The 15,567-nt window shown below is 46.2% G+C and carries 14 protein-coding genes; 7 read left to right on the top strand and 7 right to left on the bottom strand.

Annotated features, from left to right (window positions below; translation table 11 throughout):
• Positions 1-321 precede the first annotated feature (321 nt).
• Positions 322-4,014: a hypothetical protein gene (locus tag RE469_07930; protein WMT44125.1), complete on the top strand. Its 3,693-nt coding sequence runs from the start codon at positions 322-324 to the stop codon at positions 4,012-4,014.
• Entirely contained in the window at positions 4,015-4,629 is a 615-nt protein-coding gene (locus RE469_07925; GenBank protein WMT44124.1) for a metalloprotease, read from the top strand. It begins immediately after the preceding gene.
• Here the strand turns inward: RE469_07925 and RE469_07920 are convergent.
• A complete protein-coding gene (locus RE469_07920) occupies positions 4,626-4,883 on the bottom strand; it encodes a hypothetical protein (GenBank protein WMT44123.1) in 258 nt (85 codons plus the stop codon). The genes RE469_07925 and RE469_07920 overlap by 4 nt on opposite strands.
• 210 nt (positions 4,884-5,093) lie before the next feature.
• Between RE469_07920 and RE469_07915 the strand changes: the two genes are divergently transcribed.
• From RE469_07915 to glmM, 4 genes are all read left to right on the top strand, one after another.
• On the top strand, positions 5,094-5,261 hold the full coding sequence (locus RE469_07915; GenBank protein WMT44122.1) for a zinc finger domain-containing protein: 168 nt from the start codon (positions 5,094-5,096) through the stop codon (positions 5,259-5,261).
• Between the two features lie 4 nt (positions 5,262-5,265).
• Complete coding sequence (locus RE469_07910) at positions 5,266-5,532, top strand: elongation factor 1-beta (GenBank protein ID WMT44121.1); 267 nt, start codon at positions 5,266-5,268, stop codon at positions 5,530-5,532.
• Between the two features lie 104 nt (positions 5,533-5,636).
• Positions 5,637-6,623 (top strand): glycosyltransferase, encoded by a 987-nt coding sequence (locus RE469_07905; protein WMT44120.1) that lies wholly within the window; start codon positions 5,637-5,639, stop codon positions 6,621-6,623.
• 88 nt (positions 6,624-6,711) lie between these two features.
• Entirely contained in the window at positions 6,712-8,085 is a 1,374-nt protein-coding gene (gene glmM, locus RE469_07900; GenBank protein WMT44119.1) for a phosphoglucosamine mutase, read from the top strand.
• On the opposite strand, the gene RE469_07895 is transcribed toward glmM, so the two are convergent.
• From RE469_07895 to RE469_07870, 6 genes are all read right to left on the bottom strand, one after another.
• A complete protein-coding gene (locus RE469_07895; GenBank protein WMT44118.1) occupies positions 8,061-8,684 on the bottom strand; it encodes a CDP-alcohol phosphatidyltransferase family protein in 624 nt (207 codons plus the stop codon). The two genes, glmM and RE469_07895, sit on opposite strands and share 25 nt — an antisense overlap.
• 6 nt (positions 8,685-8,690) lie before the next feature.
• Positions 8,691-9,167, bottom strand: a complete 477-nt coding sequence (locus RE469_07890) for an AAA family ATPase (GenBank protein WMT44117.1) — start codon at positions 9,165-9,167, stop codon at positions 8,691-8,693.
• On the bottom strand, positions 9,164-10,471 hold the full coding sequence (locus RE469_07885; protein WMT44116.1) for a tRNA(Ile)(2)-agmatinylcytidine synthase: 1,308 nt from the start codon (positions 10,469-10,471) through the stop codon (positions 9,164-9,166). The genes RE469_07890 and RE469_07885 overlap by 4 nt, the downstream gene beginning before the upstream one ends.
• Complete coding sequence (gene uppS, locus RE469_07880) at positions 10,472-11,248, bottom strand: polyprenyl diphosphate synthase (protein WMT44115.1); 777 nt, start codon at positions 11,246-11,248, stop codon at positions 10,472-10,474. It lies immediately after the preceding gene.
• 97 nt (positions 11,249-11,345) lie between these two features.
• Positions 11,346-12,293, bottom strand: coding sequence for a class I SAM-dependent methyltransferase family protein (locus RE469_07875; protein WMT44114.1), 948 nt, complete (start codon positions 12,291-12,293; stop codon positions 11,346-11,348).
• Positions 12,290-14,365: a DEAD/DEAH box helicase gene (locus RE469_07870; GenBank protein WMT44113.1), complete on the bottom strand. Its 2,076-nt coding sequence runs from the start codon at positions 14,363-14,365 to the stop codon at positions 12,290-12,292. The genes RE469_07875 and RE469_07870 overlap by 4 nt, the downstream gene beginning before the upstream one ends.
• A gap of 298 nt (positions 14,366-14,663) precedes the next feature.
• On the opposite strand from RE469_07870, the gene RE469_07865 reads away from it, so the two are divergent.
• On the top strand, positions 14,664-15,032 hold the full coding sequence (locus RE469_07865; protein ID WMT44112.1) for a hypothetical protein: 369 nt from the start codon (positions 14,664-14,666) through the stop codon (positions 15,030-15,032).
• Positions 15,033-15,567 lie beyond the last annotated feature (535 nt).

Below are 15,567 nucleotides of genomic sequence, written 5' to 3'. Positions count from 1 at the left end.
GCAACTGCCAGCTTCAGATGTTTATTGTGGAATCTCCATCAGCCTGAATTTTCACGGGCCAGAAGGTACCATGTCATTCATGCTGGGCCATCTGACCTTGTGGATGCAGTCACGCATAAAGCAATAATTTAACCTACCTTTTAGCCATGGCTTCCTGCAGGCTCCCTATATCCCTGAGAAGACGATAATTTGTCGCACGTCTTCTTTCCCTGTCTTGAGAATGGAGACTCCTCACTGGCAAATGCTAAATCCACCGTTTTCAGCTGTGAAAAACTGCAAATGACAACAATAATAATATAGAATTATGAATGTAGTGTGAAAATGGCAGATGGAGTTTCACAGAGAAAGATGGTGAAACTGCTTGAGCAGGCTTTCCTGGATGCCGGTACTGCGAACACCTCTCCGGCGGAGTTGCTGAAGATTGTGACACCCTACCTTACTGCAGAAGGAAGCTCAGGCATTGAGATCACCAGCAGCCTTCTGGAATCAATCCAGCATTATCTGGAAGAAACCTGCAAGTCAGCCACTGCTGATTCAATAATTCTCATCCTTAACATTCAGAAGATCGCAGAAAATAAAGAGTTGCTTCTACCCCTGTTGGAAAAATGCTCATCCATTTTAGATGGCGGCTCGCCCAGCGACACCGAGCGCATAATCAATGCATTTTCACCACAGTCCATTCCTGAAAGTGAACTGCCAATTCTTGAGAAGATTGCAGAAACCGACATTCGGAATCAAGTGCTGCTGGCCCATGCTTACAGCAGATCTGGCATATTGCGTAATGGTTTTCTTGAGTCAATTGATTGGAAACTGGTTGACCCCACTGAGGCAAAATCCATAGTTTTTGAGTATGCAGGGTCCACGAATGATCCAAAAGCACTGGAGGCACTGAAAATTATCTCTGATCATTTGGGGAAAGAAACCTGGCTTCGCATACTGGGATTGAAGTTGATTGGAACTGGGGAAGGCGATAGAACAAGTTTCCTGGAGGGGTTTGATTTCAGCGATCTCAAGGACATAGATGACATAATTGTGGTAACGGATTCCCTGTTACTTTTGGGCAACTGGAAGACTGCGCTTGATGTTATAAACAATGCTCTGAATTTCCGGAAATCCAATGATCAGCTTCTTCGACAGAAGGTGAAGATTCTTCTTTCATCAGGAGAGAAAGTGGAAGCCTATGAAATAATCAAGGATATCCTGAAACGCAATGATGACAGCCCGGAACTGGCGCGAACTGCACTTGAAATTGCTTATTCCCAGGGACTCATGGATGAATTCCTGGAACTGTCAAAAACACATTCCGCAATATTTTCTGATCCATTCTTTCTTTCAAGGAAAATTGATGCTGAAATACAGAAATCAATGTTTGGTGAGGCTCTTAAGGATATAACTGAAGGCCTGATCACGAACCCGGGTAACCTGGATCTTCTGAACATGAAATTCAGGACTCTGATAAAACTTAACAACACAAATGACGCATATGGCACAGCCCTTGAGATTTTGAAGATTAATCCCAACTCTGATGAACATGCAACCTACATTGTGGATTTGCTTTTCAAGCGTGGAGAATACGATCAGGTTCTTTCTTTCATGGAAAGGTACCAGCATGTCAGGCAGTCCAGAATGGAGTTTTACATTTCTTCTCTTTTTTATATGGATCGGCAGCATGAAGCCATCAAAGCCCTGTCATCCATCCCAGAGTATGCTGGAAATCCACTGGTCCTGGATTCAGTCTTTTTCAACGTCAGGGTTGAGGAGATTCTCAAGGAACTTGAAAGCTTCATCATACTCCATCGTGAGGAATCTGCTGCTCTCAAGATTATCACCGATCGCCTGAGGGGAGTCCCCTCTGATTACAGCAGCATAGATGGGCAGTTCCTTGAGAGGTATCCTTCCACTGCCCTGGCATTTATAAAATCCTGGTTTTACGTCTCTTCGGGTCGTAAAATGCCGGATGACCTTCTAAATGCTCTTTCCAAACAGGTTTTCAGGTCTGCAAAGGCTACGGTTGACCTGATCCAGCAGGCCATGGAGGGGAAAATAGGTGAAGAGATCATGGACTCCACGAAATATCTCTTTCCCATATCAGAAACTTACATCAGGAACGGGAAACTGGATCGGGCTGAAAGGGAACTGGTCAGGGCTGCTTCAAACCAGAAGGATCCTTTCTATCTTTACCTGATGGCAGTGATTGATTTCCAGAGGGGAGATTATACATCTTCCAGGAAGAACGCAGACGCATCTCTTGACAAGCTTCTGAACTGTGATTTTCTAATCCTGGCGGTGGAACTTGACATGGTCTACGGTGAAACAAAAAAAATACGTGAACATGCAGAGAAGCTTGTATCACTGGGTTCTCTGGAAATGATGGATCTGGGAGGATTCCATTCGTTCATAAACAGAAACAAATTCTGGGAAATGGCTTCGGATTTCCTCTCATATATAGGGTCAGGAACCTCCCATAACCCCTGGATTTTCAGGATAAGGCGGGATGTTTTGAGGCACAGCGGAAATCTCCAGAATGCCATTGAGCAATCACAGATGCTGTTCCGCACCAGGCAGTTCAATAGCCAGGATATTGACCTGCACATGGCCATGCTAAAGGATGCAGGAAAACCTGACGAGGTTTTACAGTTCCTGGGCGATCTTGAAACGGAGAACAGGACTCCAGAGATAGAGATACTTCTGGCAGGTGTCCTGAACAGCATGGGAAAATACGATCAGGCTCTGAACCACTGCGACGCGGCAATTCAGATGGGTGTTGACCCCCTGACCATCCCCGGTTATCTGAATGCACTCATTGAGGCAGGACAGTATGAAAAAGCACAGGATATCCTGTCTAAAAACGAGAACGATCTGCTTCAGTTGAAGCTTTACCAGAAGACCTCACAGATACCACAGGCCCTGGCACTTCTGAAAAGAATTACGTTCAAAAGGCAGGAGGACCAGGAAATCCTGAAAGCTGCAGTTGAGACACTATGGTACAACAGGGACGTTCGAGACCTCATTGTGAGGATATATTCCAATGAGGGTTTTGTGTGGCTGGGCAAGCTCATTGCCAGGAAGACCTTTGACAGCGGCGATACGAAACTTGCACTGGAGGTTGCAAGAAACCTGAACAGGAATGAGCCAGGGGACCTTGATACTGTAAGAATGTATTCTGACATTCTGGTCAGAACCGGCAGAAGGACGGACGCAATTGAGCTGATTCTCCGGAGCCTGCGTTTCTGTAAAGAATTCGCAAATTGCCTTGACATAGTGAATGTTCTGCTCCGCCTGTACTACGAAGACCGCGACTATGAGGCAATAAGAAAATTCTATGAGACAAACCCAAAATATGTTGATGATAAGAGTCTTCAGTACGTTATCAGGAGTTATATAGAGACCGACGACTTTGACATGGCAGAAAAGATCATGAGCCGCTATGAGGGGACTCTTCTGAAAAAGGATATCCACGGAGAACTTATGGAGGACCTCCGTTCAAGGAAAGAATTTGTGGAAACTCTGCTATACGTCAGCAGGCTACTGAAGGTGGAGTACAAGGCCAAGAAAAAATTCGACAAGAAGGAGGCATTTTACAAAGCAGATATACCCATTGAGAAGATTGAGGATGTTTTCGCCTTCCTTGACAGCAGAGAGTACTATTTTGACATAAATGAGGAAAAATATGAGGTTCTTTCCCGTGATGTAATTCAGAAGGCGGTCAAGAACTATCCGCTGGATAACATCAATGACATGACAATTGCTGTGATATTCAACAATCTCGACAGAAGAGATCCCATAATAGCCAGGAATCTGTACATCTACATTCACGACCAGATGGACATCGCAAGGCATGCACAGACAAAGAATGATGTTCTTCTCAGGCTCCTCAAGAGGGCAATAAAGGATAACGTGAGGCAGGAACCGCTTAACGTTGCATTTTATCTTCAGATTGGCATATCTGAGGCACTGGATGTCATTACGCTAATGGAATACATTTCCAGGATGAATGAGGAAAGAGGAATCTGATTGAACTACTACGGCTTTGGAAACATGAAAAGAGAAACCCAGGATATTCTGCTTGCCCTTCTTGTTTTAGGATTTGCGTTCTCTATTGCCAGCTTCGCTGACAGCGGTTATCATGTGCCGGCACTGGTTGCCGCTAGAACCATAATTGTAAGCTTTATAGCTGTGGGAATCGCCTTTCTGGGGCATGAGCTTTCACACAGGCAGGTGGCTAGGAATTACGGGGGATGGGCAGAATTCAGGCTCTGGCCCATCGGAATCCTTATGGCGCTCATAACATCGTTTTTCGGTGTAATCCTTGCTGCCCCGGGAGCTGTCAACATTGCAGGTGTTTACGGAAATGAGAAAATAGGAAAGACTGCCCTTGCCGGCCCCGGATTTAACATGCTGGCAGGCTTTGTGTTTCTACTTCTTTCCCTGGTGGGCATCCTGATCAGGGGACTTGGCGGCATAATACTGGAGATCAGTTACCTTAACTTCTATCTGGGGGCATTCAACATGATTCCAATAGGCCCTCTGGATGGGGCAAAGGTAATGAGATGGGATTTCAGGACATTTGCTGTAGTGTTTGCAGTGCTTATCTTCATGACTGTCCTGGTTGGTTTCGTAATCCTTTAAGCATCTTCCCTGGGCTTCAGGAAGAAGATGCTGTTCTCCCCGACTTCTATCCTGTATGGAATTGAGAACTCTCCTGGTTTTCCTTCCATCTCAAGCACCACAGTTCTTGCTCTTGACATCCTGATCCAGGCACCATGTGACGGTTTCAGGATGATACCAATATACAGTGGATTCTGGGATGCGATAAAGTTATTTTCAAGCTTTTCCCTGACTTTGCCATTGTTGTCGGCAAATATGGCATAGACATTATCCATGATTCTGTATGCCAAAGACGAAATTATCTTATCGTTCCTTCATGAAATGATGCTGAGTGGTTCCAGACATTAATGAGCGTTGAAATTCCAGGTACGTCCGTATTGAGTCAGGGATCATGGGTGCCTGGAATTGATAAGTTCCGGCAATAACCATCAGCCGAGAACATTATTAATATTACAAGGCAATCTGGAAGAGAGAAACTGATTAAGATGAGATACAAAGAGACTTGCACTTCCTGCGGGGTTGGACTGGTAGAGACCGGCTATTCAATATTTGAGTGTCCGTCATGCGGAGAAGAGCTGATCGGAAGATGCAAGGAATGCAGAGAGCATTCCACTGCCTATGTTTGCGATCACTGCGGATTCACAGGGCCGTGATATCATGGGAGATGTTGCTGTAGTTCTGAAGATCCTTCCCGAATCAGCAGACGTGTCCATGGAAGATCTTCTGGGTAAAATAAGAGAAAAGATCAAGCCACTCTGTGAGATTAACAAATCTTACCTGGAGGAAATTGGATTCGGCCTCAAGGCTATAAAATTTGAGGTCATTGTGCCCGATGAAGAGGGGAAGATTGATCGCGTAGAAGAAGCCATTTCTGCCATAAATGGCGTAGCCCAGGTTGACTCCGAGGATGTCACACTGGTCTGAAGATGATCCCGGGAATCTTCCATAACGTTTTTTTTGATATATTTCTCTCTGCGATTATTCTGATTTTTGCAGGATTAACTTTCATAGCATCCCACAGGGAACCCATGAAAACCACATTTGGAAGCTATGAGGATAGAGCCCTGGTTATTGTTCCCTGCAAGGGACGGGATTATACTTTGGATGAAAACCTCAGGGGCATAATGGCAAATCTGAACGCGAAGTGGGAGGCAGTTGCGGTTGTTGATTCAGAAGATGACGCAGCAGTGGGGTCTATTCGCGGTTCAGGCATGGATATGATCATTTCTGATGATTCATGCAGAAAGTGCAGTGGCAAGGTCAGGGCAATAGCATCTGCCATAAATCATTTCCCCGATTTTCCCGTCTACGTCATCGCTGATTCAGACATCCTGCCAGACGAAGACTGGTTGAAATTGCTTCTTGCCCCATTATCCCAGAACAGCGTGGGAATATCCACAACTTTTCCCTACTTCCGGCCGGCGGGAGGATTCTGGTCATTCGTGAAGCTTGTCTGGGGTTTTGTGGGCCAGGGGATGATGGAATCGCGCATTACACGATTCGGATGGGGCGGCTCTCTGGCTTTCAGATCAGAACTGCTGAAAGTCAAAGGACTTGATTTTTTCAGGTCATATGTATCTGATGATGTTGCACTGACAAAACTCTGCAAGAAAGCTGGACTTGAAATAGCATATGTGCCGGAGGCTGCGCCCGTAATTAACTCACCAGATGATTTTTCCACATTCATTGAATGGGCAAACCGCCAGACTGCTCTTTCCGTTTATTCCACACCAAGCGTGTTTCGTTATGGTATTGTCTTTTATGCTGCCACCATCCTTGTATTCATATCCGCCCTGATTCTGGCATTCTCTGTCAGTCCCTTCTTTGCACTGCTGCTGGCACCTTCCGTGATTACATCCATGAGAAACGCAAAAAGATCAAGGGAGCGAAAAACACAGGTGTTTCTTCTCAGTTTCATAATTCCATTCATCTACTTCTACAATCTCATAAAGGCCCGCAGTACGGAGACAATACAGTGGAGAGGCAGTAGTTATCATCTGGAAGAGGAACCATGACCATGATCAGCTGATCTTTCAGGCGGGTTTTTGCGGATTTGCCGCCTCGCAGATGTTAAATATCCTTGCATGATAAACAGAAGATAAAATGAAAAGATCTGATGAAAGACCTCCCCTCTTTGGAACAAATGGCATAAGAGGCGAACCAAATGCTGATCTTACTCCTGACTTTGCGATGCAGATAGGAAAATCCATTGGAACATATTTCAAGGACGGTACCATCGCCATGGGAAGAGATACAAGGGATACCGGCCCCATGATTTTCAATGCCGTTTCATCCGGCATCATGAGTGCAGGAAAGGAAATTCTGGATCTTGGTATACTCCCCACTCCAGCAATACAGTACTACTGCAAGATCAACAGGATTCCTGGGGTAGTTATAACGGCGTCCCACAATCCGCCCAGATTCAATGGAATAAAGTGCATTGCCGCAGATGGAACGGAACTCCCCAGAAATCAGGAAGAGATCATCGAGGGTATTTATTACGACAGAACATTCATTCAGGCTACCTGGAATAATTGCGGAAGAGTTCGAATCATTACGGATGCCGTTGAGCGTTACCTGGCAGGGGTAATGCAGCAGGTTAATGCTGAAGCCATCAGAACACAGGAATTCAGAGTTGCATTTGATGCAGGGAATGGTGCAGCCTATTCATCCACTCCGGAACTCCTCAGGAGACTGGGCTGCTCTGTGGTCACTCTCAACGCAAATCCGGATGGTAAATTCACTTCTCGCAACTCTGAACCAAAACCAGAGAACCTGAAGGATCTGATCAATGTTGTAAGCGGCGGTAAATTTGACCTGGGCATAGCCCATGACGGCGATGCGGACAGGGCTGTATTCATAGACAGCACAGGGCACTTTGTGGATGGCGACATAACGCTTTCACTCATAGTGAAGAGCACCATAAAGCCGGGTGACAGGGTGGTTACGCCAATCAGCAGTTCTGATGCAATGGATGAAATTTGCGCTGCTGGAGGAGCGGAACTTATCAGGACCAGGGTGGGTGCACCTCTGGTTTCCCGGACAATGATTGAGAAGAAGGCAAAAATAGGGGGAGAAGAGAACGGAGGCATCATATACGGCCCGCATCAGTACTGCAGGGACGGGGCAATGACTGCAGCCCTTGTGCTGAACCTCATGGCAGCCAGAAAGTCGGGACTGAAGGAACTGATATCGGAAATACCGGAATATCATATCCATAAACTCTCCGCTGACAGGAAGGTTGAATGGGAAATTATAAAGAGGGGAATTCTGGGATACGCCTCAGGCATGAAGACAGACACATCTGACGGCATCAAAGTCTTCCTGAAGGACGGATGGGTTCTGGTGAGGCCATCCGGCACTGAACCCATAATCAGGATATACGGAGAATCCAGAACATTTGCCAGGGCTCGGGACATTGCTCAGGAATACCAGGCCCTCATTGATGGCATTCAGGAAGGGGCAAGTGCCCTGTAGCTGTCAAGGAATCTCTTCACGGCCGTGACATTCCCGGCAATGGCAAACCATATGAGCAGGATGGCAACAGGCGTGATTCTGAATATCCACAGATGCACGGAGAATGGGATGATAAATTCAACAAGAATGAATACCATTATGAGAACAAGTCGGTCTGCCCTTCCAAGAAGCCCTGAATAGTTCCTTTTGAGGCCAAGAGCCTGCGATTGCACACCCATGTAGCTGGTGAGCATGACGCTAACAAGTGCCAGAATCCCGATGGCATACTGCGCATACATTCCAAAGATGAAACCGAGAATCATGAAGACGTCTGCAAACCTGTCGAAAACGTGATCAATGAGATCTCCTCTGGGTGAGGATATATTTTTTACCCTTGCAAGCTTTCCATCGATTGCATCAAATAAGGATGAGAAAACAACACAGAGGAAGGCTGCAAGGAGCAGTAACCTGTAGGAAGCTCCAAGATATATGAAGATTCCAGCAAATGCAGCAAGAGTGAGGGAGAGCAGGGAAACCCTGTCTGGTTTCCATTTAATGAAGAGATTTGTGATGGGAATGAGGAATCTGTCTGCTCGGGATCTCTGGGAATCGAGTACCATGCATGGTTAACTCCTGTGCTGTCTTAATTCTTGCTGAAATTCCACCACAGAATTCTGAACCATTGTTGCCGTTAATTCGGGATTGCCTTCTACTACTGATATCCGCTTTATTCTGCTTCTGGGCAGCATTTCAAGAGATTCTGAATAATAGAGATCACATCGCAGGGCATCCAGGTTTTCCATTATTTTGTTACTGTGGTAACCCCTTGATGTCAGTTCGGCAAGCACCTGTTCCTCATCCCTGTCCAGAATGACCACAAGATCACAGTTCAGGAGATGCGAGTAATGCCCCTCAATGATGTCACCTGCACCGCAGAGCCTGCTGGTAACTGCCCGAAGGCATTCTATATCTGCCTCGCCATTGGAAACACATTCCATGGACCCAGGGAAATCCAGTACATTGTGCACCGTAAATCCTCTTGTACGCAGGATGGTTGTAACCGTTGATTTCCCGCTGCCTGGAGAACCGGTGATGCAGATCATCTCCTGAGACCTCCCACAGTCTGCACAGAAAAATCAAATGGCCGGGAGATGTGTCTTCTTGCAATCACTGGAACATCATAATGTCCTTCGGACAGTCTGCGATCAACAACAGTGTAATGAGGAATTTTCTGGCGTTCCCCGCACGTGGGACAGCGGTAATCTCCATTTCCATGATTTTCCATTGATTTGTGGCAGGTAGGGCAAGCGGGACTGCTCTTACCGTACAGTCTTGCCCTGCTCATCAGGTCCAGTTTTTCAACATTGATGGTACCCGAGCTGTAAGAGCCGTAAACTGTGATCATGTCTCCAGGGATCAGCTGCCTGAAAACCTGCCTGAATTCCTTTGTAGGCTCAAAAGCTGCAATTTTCACGGTGGATTCTTTCCACTGGATATTGCAGAAATAATGCGATCCTCTGATTGAATATGGAGAAGATATGACCCTGCCGGCGATCCTGTAAGTATGGTAATCCTGAAGTTTCACTGGATTATCAATTATATGATCATCCGTTCCCTGATTGCTTTCATACACAAGTATCCTGTCATGGCCCACATTCCATGAAGTTACCATTTCTATTCCCTGACCAAGAAGGGCCTCCGGATCGCGTCCCCTTATTCCAAGAATAACCGGCGTCTTCTCACTTGGGAATATGGCTGCATGCCTGTTATTTCTGTCCACGTTGTTGAATGTTCCGGGAATGGTGTCAGCTTCAGAGGCCATGGATATCTTCATGTCCTGTGGCAGGTATTCCGCATGAGGATACCGGTAAGCCAGCAGTTCATATGTTTTTCTGGTACCCTTCCAGGAAAGTGCAGCTGCCGATCCTATGATGCCTCTGCCCTGCTTTATCTTCACATAAAGAGCTCCATTTTTTCTCAGGAATTTCTCGGCATCGCCCACATTGAGAAAATCCTGAACTGCCTGCCAGTAGAATTCCTCCGGCAGTTCCTGCCGGGAGACAACAATGCCGGGATTGGTATTTTCATCGCCCAGTTCAGCAAATTCCCTGACCACGGGTTCAACCATATCAATCAGATCCGGCTCCGTTATTGCCTCGTTGCCATGCTGGAATGCCCGTACTGGGCGATTGCCAAACACTCCTATCTTACGTGTCTGTCCTTCACCGTGGCCAAGATTCACCCTCAACGCACCATTGCCCCGTGTCTTGAAAGGAATTGTAGGGTTGAGTCTCACAAGTGCAGGCATCCCTATAATGTCAAGGCCGGAACGTTCAATGATCTCTGTCATAAGAAATGTGGTGCACATGCCCTGGCTGGAATCCGTGTCATCTATGGCAAGATACATTCAGACACCGTATCTTCTTTTCCTCTTCTGGTAGGAAATTATAGCCTTCAGAAAATCACCCTTCTTCAGGTCCGGCCAGTTCACGTCAGAAAAATATAACTCAGAGTATGCAGACTGCCAGAGGAGGAAATTGGAAATCCTCTCCTCTCCACTGGTCCTGAAAATCAGGTCTGGATCCGGCAGTTCCCTGTCGTACAGATATTCACGGAACCTGGCCTCTGTAACGTCATCTATGCTGAATTTTCCAGCCTGGATCTCATTATACATCCTCTTGATGGCACTGATGATTTCCTCCCTTCCACCGTATCCTATTGCCAGATTGAATTTGAAATCGTCAAACCCGTTGGTTGTCCTCTCAACCAGCGCTATTGTGTCCGTAAGAAATGCGGGAAGGCGGGATTTCTCACCTATGATTCTTACCCTGATCCTGTTCTTGTAAATCCTCTGATCATCGAGGAGATCAAGAAGAGCGTCATTTATAAGATGAAACAGGAAATCCACCTCCTTCCTATCCCGCTGAAAATTTTCTGTTGAAAAACCGTAGACGGTTACAATCTTCACGCCAACCTCCATGCACCACTCAAGGACTTCCTCCAGTTTCTGCTTTCCCTTCACATGGCCTTCATTCTCGGAAAGCCCGAGGCTCCTTGCGTACCTTCTGTTGCCATCGGTAATTATGCCTATATGGTTGGGAACGGTTCCGCCCTTAACTTCATCTAGGAGAACTTTCTCGTAAACCTCAGAGGTCAGGTTCCCAATATGGTCAGCAATTCCCATGGATAAATGGTATAGTTAATTTCACTACATAATTTTAGTTATGGACACGGTATCCCGGAATTCCCTGCTGTTTCCTGAACCCCATTGGGCACCCCATCTATGCTTTACGAAGCCAGAGGGCAAACATGCTTTCCCTGGATGAGTAGCCATGCACAACCCTCTTCTGCAGAAGATCCATGTTTCTTGACCTCAGTTCCTCCATACGCTCCTCAAGCTTTTCAATATTAAGTATCTCATAATAATGAAGAATTCCGCCTTGCTTTAGATGTTCAAGAGCAACATCAAGGTACCTGAATGAATCATGGGGAAGATTCATTATTATCCTGTGAAATCCGTTCAGCTCAGATAGCGCTACCTCAACATCTGCGTTGTGCGGAATCACTCTTCCTGCTAGCCGGTTGAGCTGTATGCTCTGCTGCATGTAAAATACTGCATCAGGATTGCTGTCGATAGCATGGATGGTACAATTATGCCATCTGGCAATGCTCAGTGAAAATGGACCTATGCCGGCAAACATGTCCAGTATTTCCTCGTCGTCCCTTACGTCCTTTGAAACCAGCATTCTCTCTGTTGCCAACCTTGGTGAAAAATACACTTTCCTGACGTCCATCGTCATTGCCACACCGTTTTCACGGTAAAGCGCAACCGGATTGTCTGTTCCGGCCAGAAGTTCAAGATCCCTGATCCTGTATTCCCCCTGAATACCGGTGTCCAGGTACACAGTGCTTATGTTTCTGTTTGCTTTTATGAGGCTCTGTGCCAGAGATAGTGCTTTCTCACGATTCCTTATTTTTGTTATGGCAATGTGCCCAATGACGTCAAATGCACCATGGGTATCCATGGGCTGGTATTTCCTCTTAGAGGGCCTGCCCTGGACTTTGACTATAGGGTATTCCATTTCCGGTACTGCACCAGAAATCAGGGGTATCAGGACGTATTCAGCATCATTCTGTATGGAGAAGCTGTTATCCACCACGCCGAGCTTCCGAACCCTCTCAATTGCGCTCTGCGCCATCTCCCTTGGAACCTTCAGATGGTCAATCATGCCCTTCTCCTTGAGATTATTGACTGGGCATGGGCAATTGTGTCCGAGGCAAGTTTATCTGAGAAGCCGACAATTTTTGAGAGGGACTCCACGGAGGCGCCTGCGACCTGTTCAAGAGATTTGAACCCTGCATTGTACAACCTGCGACCACGAACTCTGCCGATGTTGGGAATCGAGATGATCTCCCAGATTTCTTCCCTGATCCCTTCAGTAATCCTTACATTCAGGATCTCAAAATAACGCCTCTTTTCCGGCAGATAGAGGGAAGCAAGCCTTGCGAGGCTATATGAAATCCACTGTGCGCTGCTGACCTTTGCCTGCACGTCGCCTGGGCCGATATTATATTTCTCCTCAATCCTTTCCATGGAAGATTCACTGATCCAGTCAAGAAGTACCATTGCTGTTTTGATCCTTCCCGCGTAATCTTCCGGGAACTGTGATACGTCGATTTCATTCTTCCTGATAAAGTACTCAATCTCCTCAAGATCATCAGACCGGGCAATGAGAGGCATCACCTCCGGAGTAAGGCAGATGTTCACCATGGACCTGACATCGTCAATTTCGCCGGAATCAAGATACTTTTTCAGGATCACTGCGGACATCGGATCAATATACAGGTCGCTGGCAGCCTTGCCAAGTTTGGTTGCCGCATATCTCCCCTCCTTCTCCGTTATGAATCCGTTGTTACCAAGGAATGACAGTGTCCTGCTGAATTGCTTGGAGAACTTTTCAATTTCCTGCTGCAGGCCAAGCAAAGTTGTTCTATAGAAGCGAATGATGCCATCTAGGCTGCTACACAGTCCTGTGCTGATGAGCGCCATCACGTTGAACCGTATTAGGGATTCTTTGTCCAGAGAAGATTCCAGAGGCTCAGGTTCGCTATTCAGGTAATCAATGGCGTGATCGTATGCATTCTCTGTGGAAGCGTAAATAAGGCCATAGCCTACAGTGTCATACCTTGGCCGTCCTGCCCTGCCCAGCATCTGGTGCACCTCGGTCGAAGAGATATATCCCACCATCCCGTCGGAAAATCGTGTGATATCCCGGATAATTACTGTTCTCGCCGGAAGGTTGACTCCTGCAGCAAGGGTTGGTGTTGCAACCAGAACCTTCACCTTACCTTCCTTGAAGAAGCCTTCTATTGAACTTCTCTGGCTGTTGGAAAGGCCTGCATGATGAAAACATACACCCAGCGGCAGCATTCTGGTAAGCAGATCCTCATAGCGGTCGCTCTCTGCAGGAATGTAAGAGATTTCTGGCTCTCCCACAATTTTCCTGTCGATGGAAAGCGATATCTTCTTTGCAAGGTCCTCAGATCTTTTCCGAGAGTTTACGAATATGAGAAGCTGCCCTCCCTGCGAAATGAAGTACTCGCATATTTTTACAATCTCGTCTTTCCCATGGAATTCAACGGTTTCACCGTCAAGATATTCTATGCTTCTCCCCTTAATTATGCCACCCCTGAGCGGAACCGGCCTGAAATCACTGACTACGCTGGTGGAGTCAAGCCACTGTGCAACCTGCTCTATGTTGGTTATTGTGGCTGATAATCCAAGGATTCTTGCATCCGGATTGATAAATCTCATTGCGGAAAGAAATGTCTCTAGCCTCGGCCCACGGCTTTCGTCACCCACCAGGTGCAGCTCATCTGCAACAACCAGTGATATTTCAAGAAGTGCAGACGGATCGTGGTGAAAGAGGGAATCTGCTTTCTCTGATGTGCATACAATCACATCATATTTCCTTATGAAATCAGGTGATTCGTCATAGTCCCCAACCGAAATCCCCACCCTGACGCCAAGATCCCTCAGTTTCTTAAGATCGTCAAATTTCTCTGAAGCCAGAGCCCTAAGAGGTACTATATAAAGAGACCTGTGCCTCTTCTGGAATTCCCTGTATATTGCCACGTATGCAATCAGGCTCTTTCCCGAAGCAGTTGGCACAGAAACTATTACACTGTTTCCCTCCAGGAATTTCTGAATTGCTTCTTCCTGATGATCATAGAGCTTCAGATCTTTTCCTTCGAACATATCAAGAAACTTCTGCGGCATGCCAAGATCTGAAAGTCTCATTTTCTAGTCTATGGCGACCTGTGGAAAAATGTTTACCTGATCCCGCCACCAGTGCATGGATGCAGGGAAAGCTGCTGAGCTGAATGTTGCGGGATTCAGGGATATATCTATGTGCAGAAGTTTCAGTTGGATTATGAGACTTTTCAAAGCAAACTTTTCAACAATATGTCAGATATTAGTCAATAAAACTTAATACAATGGATATTATATCAAATTCCATAAAAATAAGTGAGCATTATGATGTTTTTAAATCAGAAATATATATTAAATGCCAAAAACGTCACTTCCTCATTTGTCCATGATGAAATTGATCTCATTCAAGGAGAGAAAAATCCTTTTGACTGGCAACGGGAGAACCATAAGACGGAATTGTGCAGAAATGGACCCACCGCTTATCCTTAAACTTAGAAAACTCACCAGAGGCCAGAGAATTGCTGTCTTCCCTTTCGGACAAAGATATGGCGATATATTCAGTGCCTACGGAGAAATTTGTGACACTGCGTCTGAAATGATGCCGGTCGAGTTTCAGGAACCTTTTCGAGCAATCTTCGAAGATTTTGACGATGAATACCTGTACATCATTTACGATAGATTCGGGTGTCTTCGTATGCCGGTAAGATTCATTCATTCTGTTGAAGCTTTGAATCCTGGTTCGCCTGAGGAATGATCTGCCTGCAGGATTCCTCCATAGCGGGTATGACTTCTGACAAGCTTTCCATTCTGAAGGAGGGGGATTCTCACCTTTGCTCCGCGTTAGCCTTTGTCCCATAGTATTGAAGATTTTGCCAAAAACTATTGCCATTTTCTGTCGTCTTTCCAGTCCTAAAGGGTGCATCTCTGCTGTCATCATTGATTCACTGACGTGAGTGCCTGCCCGCATACAGCGGGGCCATATCCTCAGCTAATTTCTCTGATCAGAACAAAGAAGGGGTGTTCTCCTCTTAAAGTGGAAGCTCCCCGGATCCTTTGGCGCATTGGGATTTTCATGCATAACTTTCTGATTACTTTTACAGACGGGGATCAGTGCCTGAATATCAATGCCTCTGCCTTACATGAAAGTTCTACAATTCACCCACAGCGCTGACGCCGTAACCTTCCTGCCTGACATATTGTAACCGGATTTTCATAACATTCCTTGGGAATTCGTTTCCTGTCCAGCGCTTTATAAATACTTCGAAATTCCTTAACAGAGATCAGCCACT

Origin of the sequence: Cuniculiplasma divulgatum (assembly GCA_031200235.1) — an archaeon.
GTDB lineage: Archaea > Thermoplasmatota > Thermoplasmata > Thermoplasmatales > Thermoplasmataceae > UBA509.
The sequence above is the reverse complement of the archived record's forward strand: the minus strand, read 5'-3'. Positions and strand labels throughout refer to the sequence as shown.

Bases quoted from the DNA above. Each gene is read 5' to 3' on its own strand.
- RE469_07930 (WMT44125.1), top strand. From the start codon at position 322: ATGGCAGATGGAGTTTCACAGAGAAAGATGGTGAAACTGCTTGAGCAG.
- RE469_07920 (WMT44123.1), bottom strand. From the start codon at position 4,883: ATGGATAATGTCTATGCCATATTTGCCGACAACAATGGCAAAGTCAGG.
- RE469_07915 (WMT44122.1), top strand. From the start codon at position 5,094: ATGAGATACAAAGAGACTTGCACTTCCTGCGGGGTTGGACTGGTAGAG.
- RE469_07910 (WMT44121.1), top strand. From the start codon at position 5,266: ATGGGAGATGTTGCTGTAGTTCTGAAGATCCTTCCCGAATCAGCAGAC.
- RE469_07905 (WMT44120.1), top strand. From the start codon at position 5,637: ATGAAAACCACATTTGGAAGCTATGAGGATAGAGCCCTGGTTATTGTT.
- glmM (WMT44119.1), top strand. From the start codon at position 6,712: ATGAAAAGATCTGATGAAAGACCTCCCCTCTTTGGAACAAATGGCATA.
- RE469_07895 (WMT44118.1), bottom strand. From the start codon at position 8,684: ATGGTACTCGATTCCCAGAGATCCCGAGCAGACAGATTCCTCATTCCC.
- RE469_07890 (WMT44117.1), bottom strand. From the start codon at position 9,167: ATGATCTGCATCACCGGTTCTCCAGGCAGCGGGAAATCAACGGTTACA.
- RE469_07885 (WMT44116.1), bottom strand. From the start codon at position 10,471: ATGTATCTTGCCATAGATGACACGGATTCCAGCCAGGGCATGTGCACC.
- uppS (WMT44115.1), bottom strand. From the start codon at position 11,248: ATGGGAATTGCTGACCATATTGGGAACCTGACCTCTGAGGTTTACGAG.
- RE469_07875 (WMT44114.1), bottom strand. From the start codon at position 12,293: ATGATTGACCATCTGAAGGTTCCAAGGGAGATGGCGCAGAGCGCAATT.
- RE469_07870 (WMT44113.1), bottom strand. From the start codon at position 14,365: ATGAGACTTTCAGATCTTGGCATGCCGCAGAAGTTTCTTGATATGTTC.
- RE469_07865 (WMT44112.1), top strand. From the start codon at position 14,664: ATGATGAAATTGATCTCATTCAAGGAGAGAAAAATCCTTTTGACTGGC.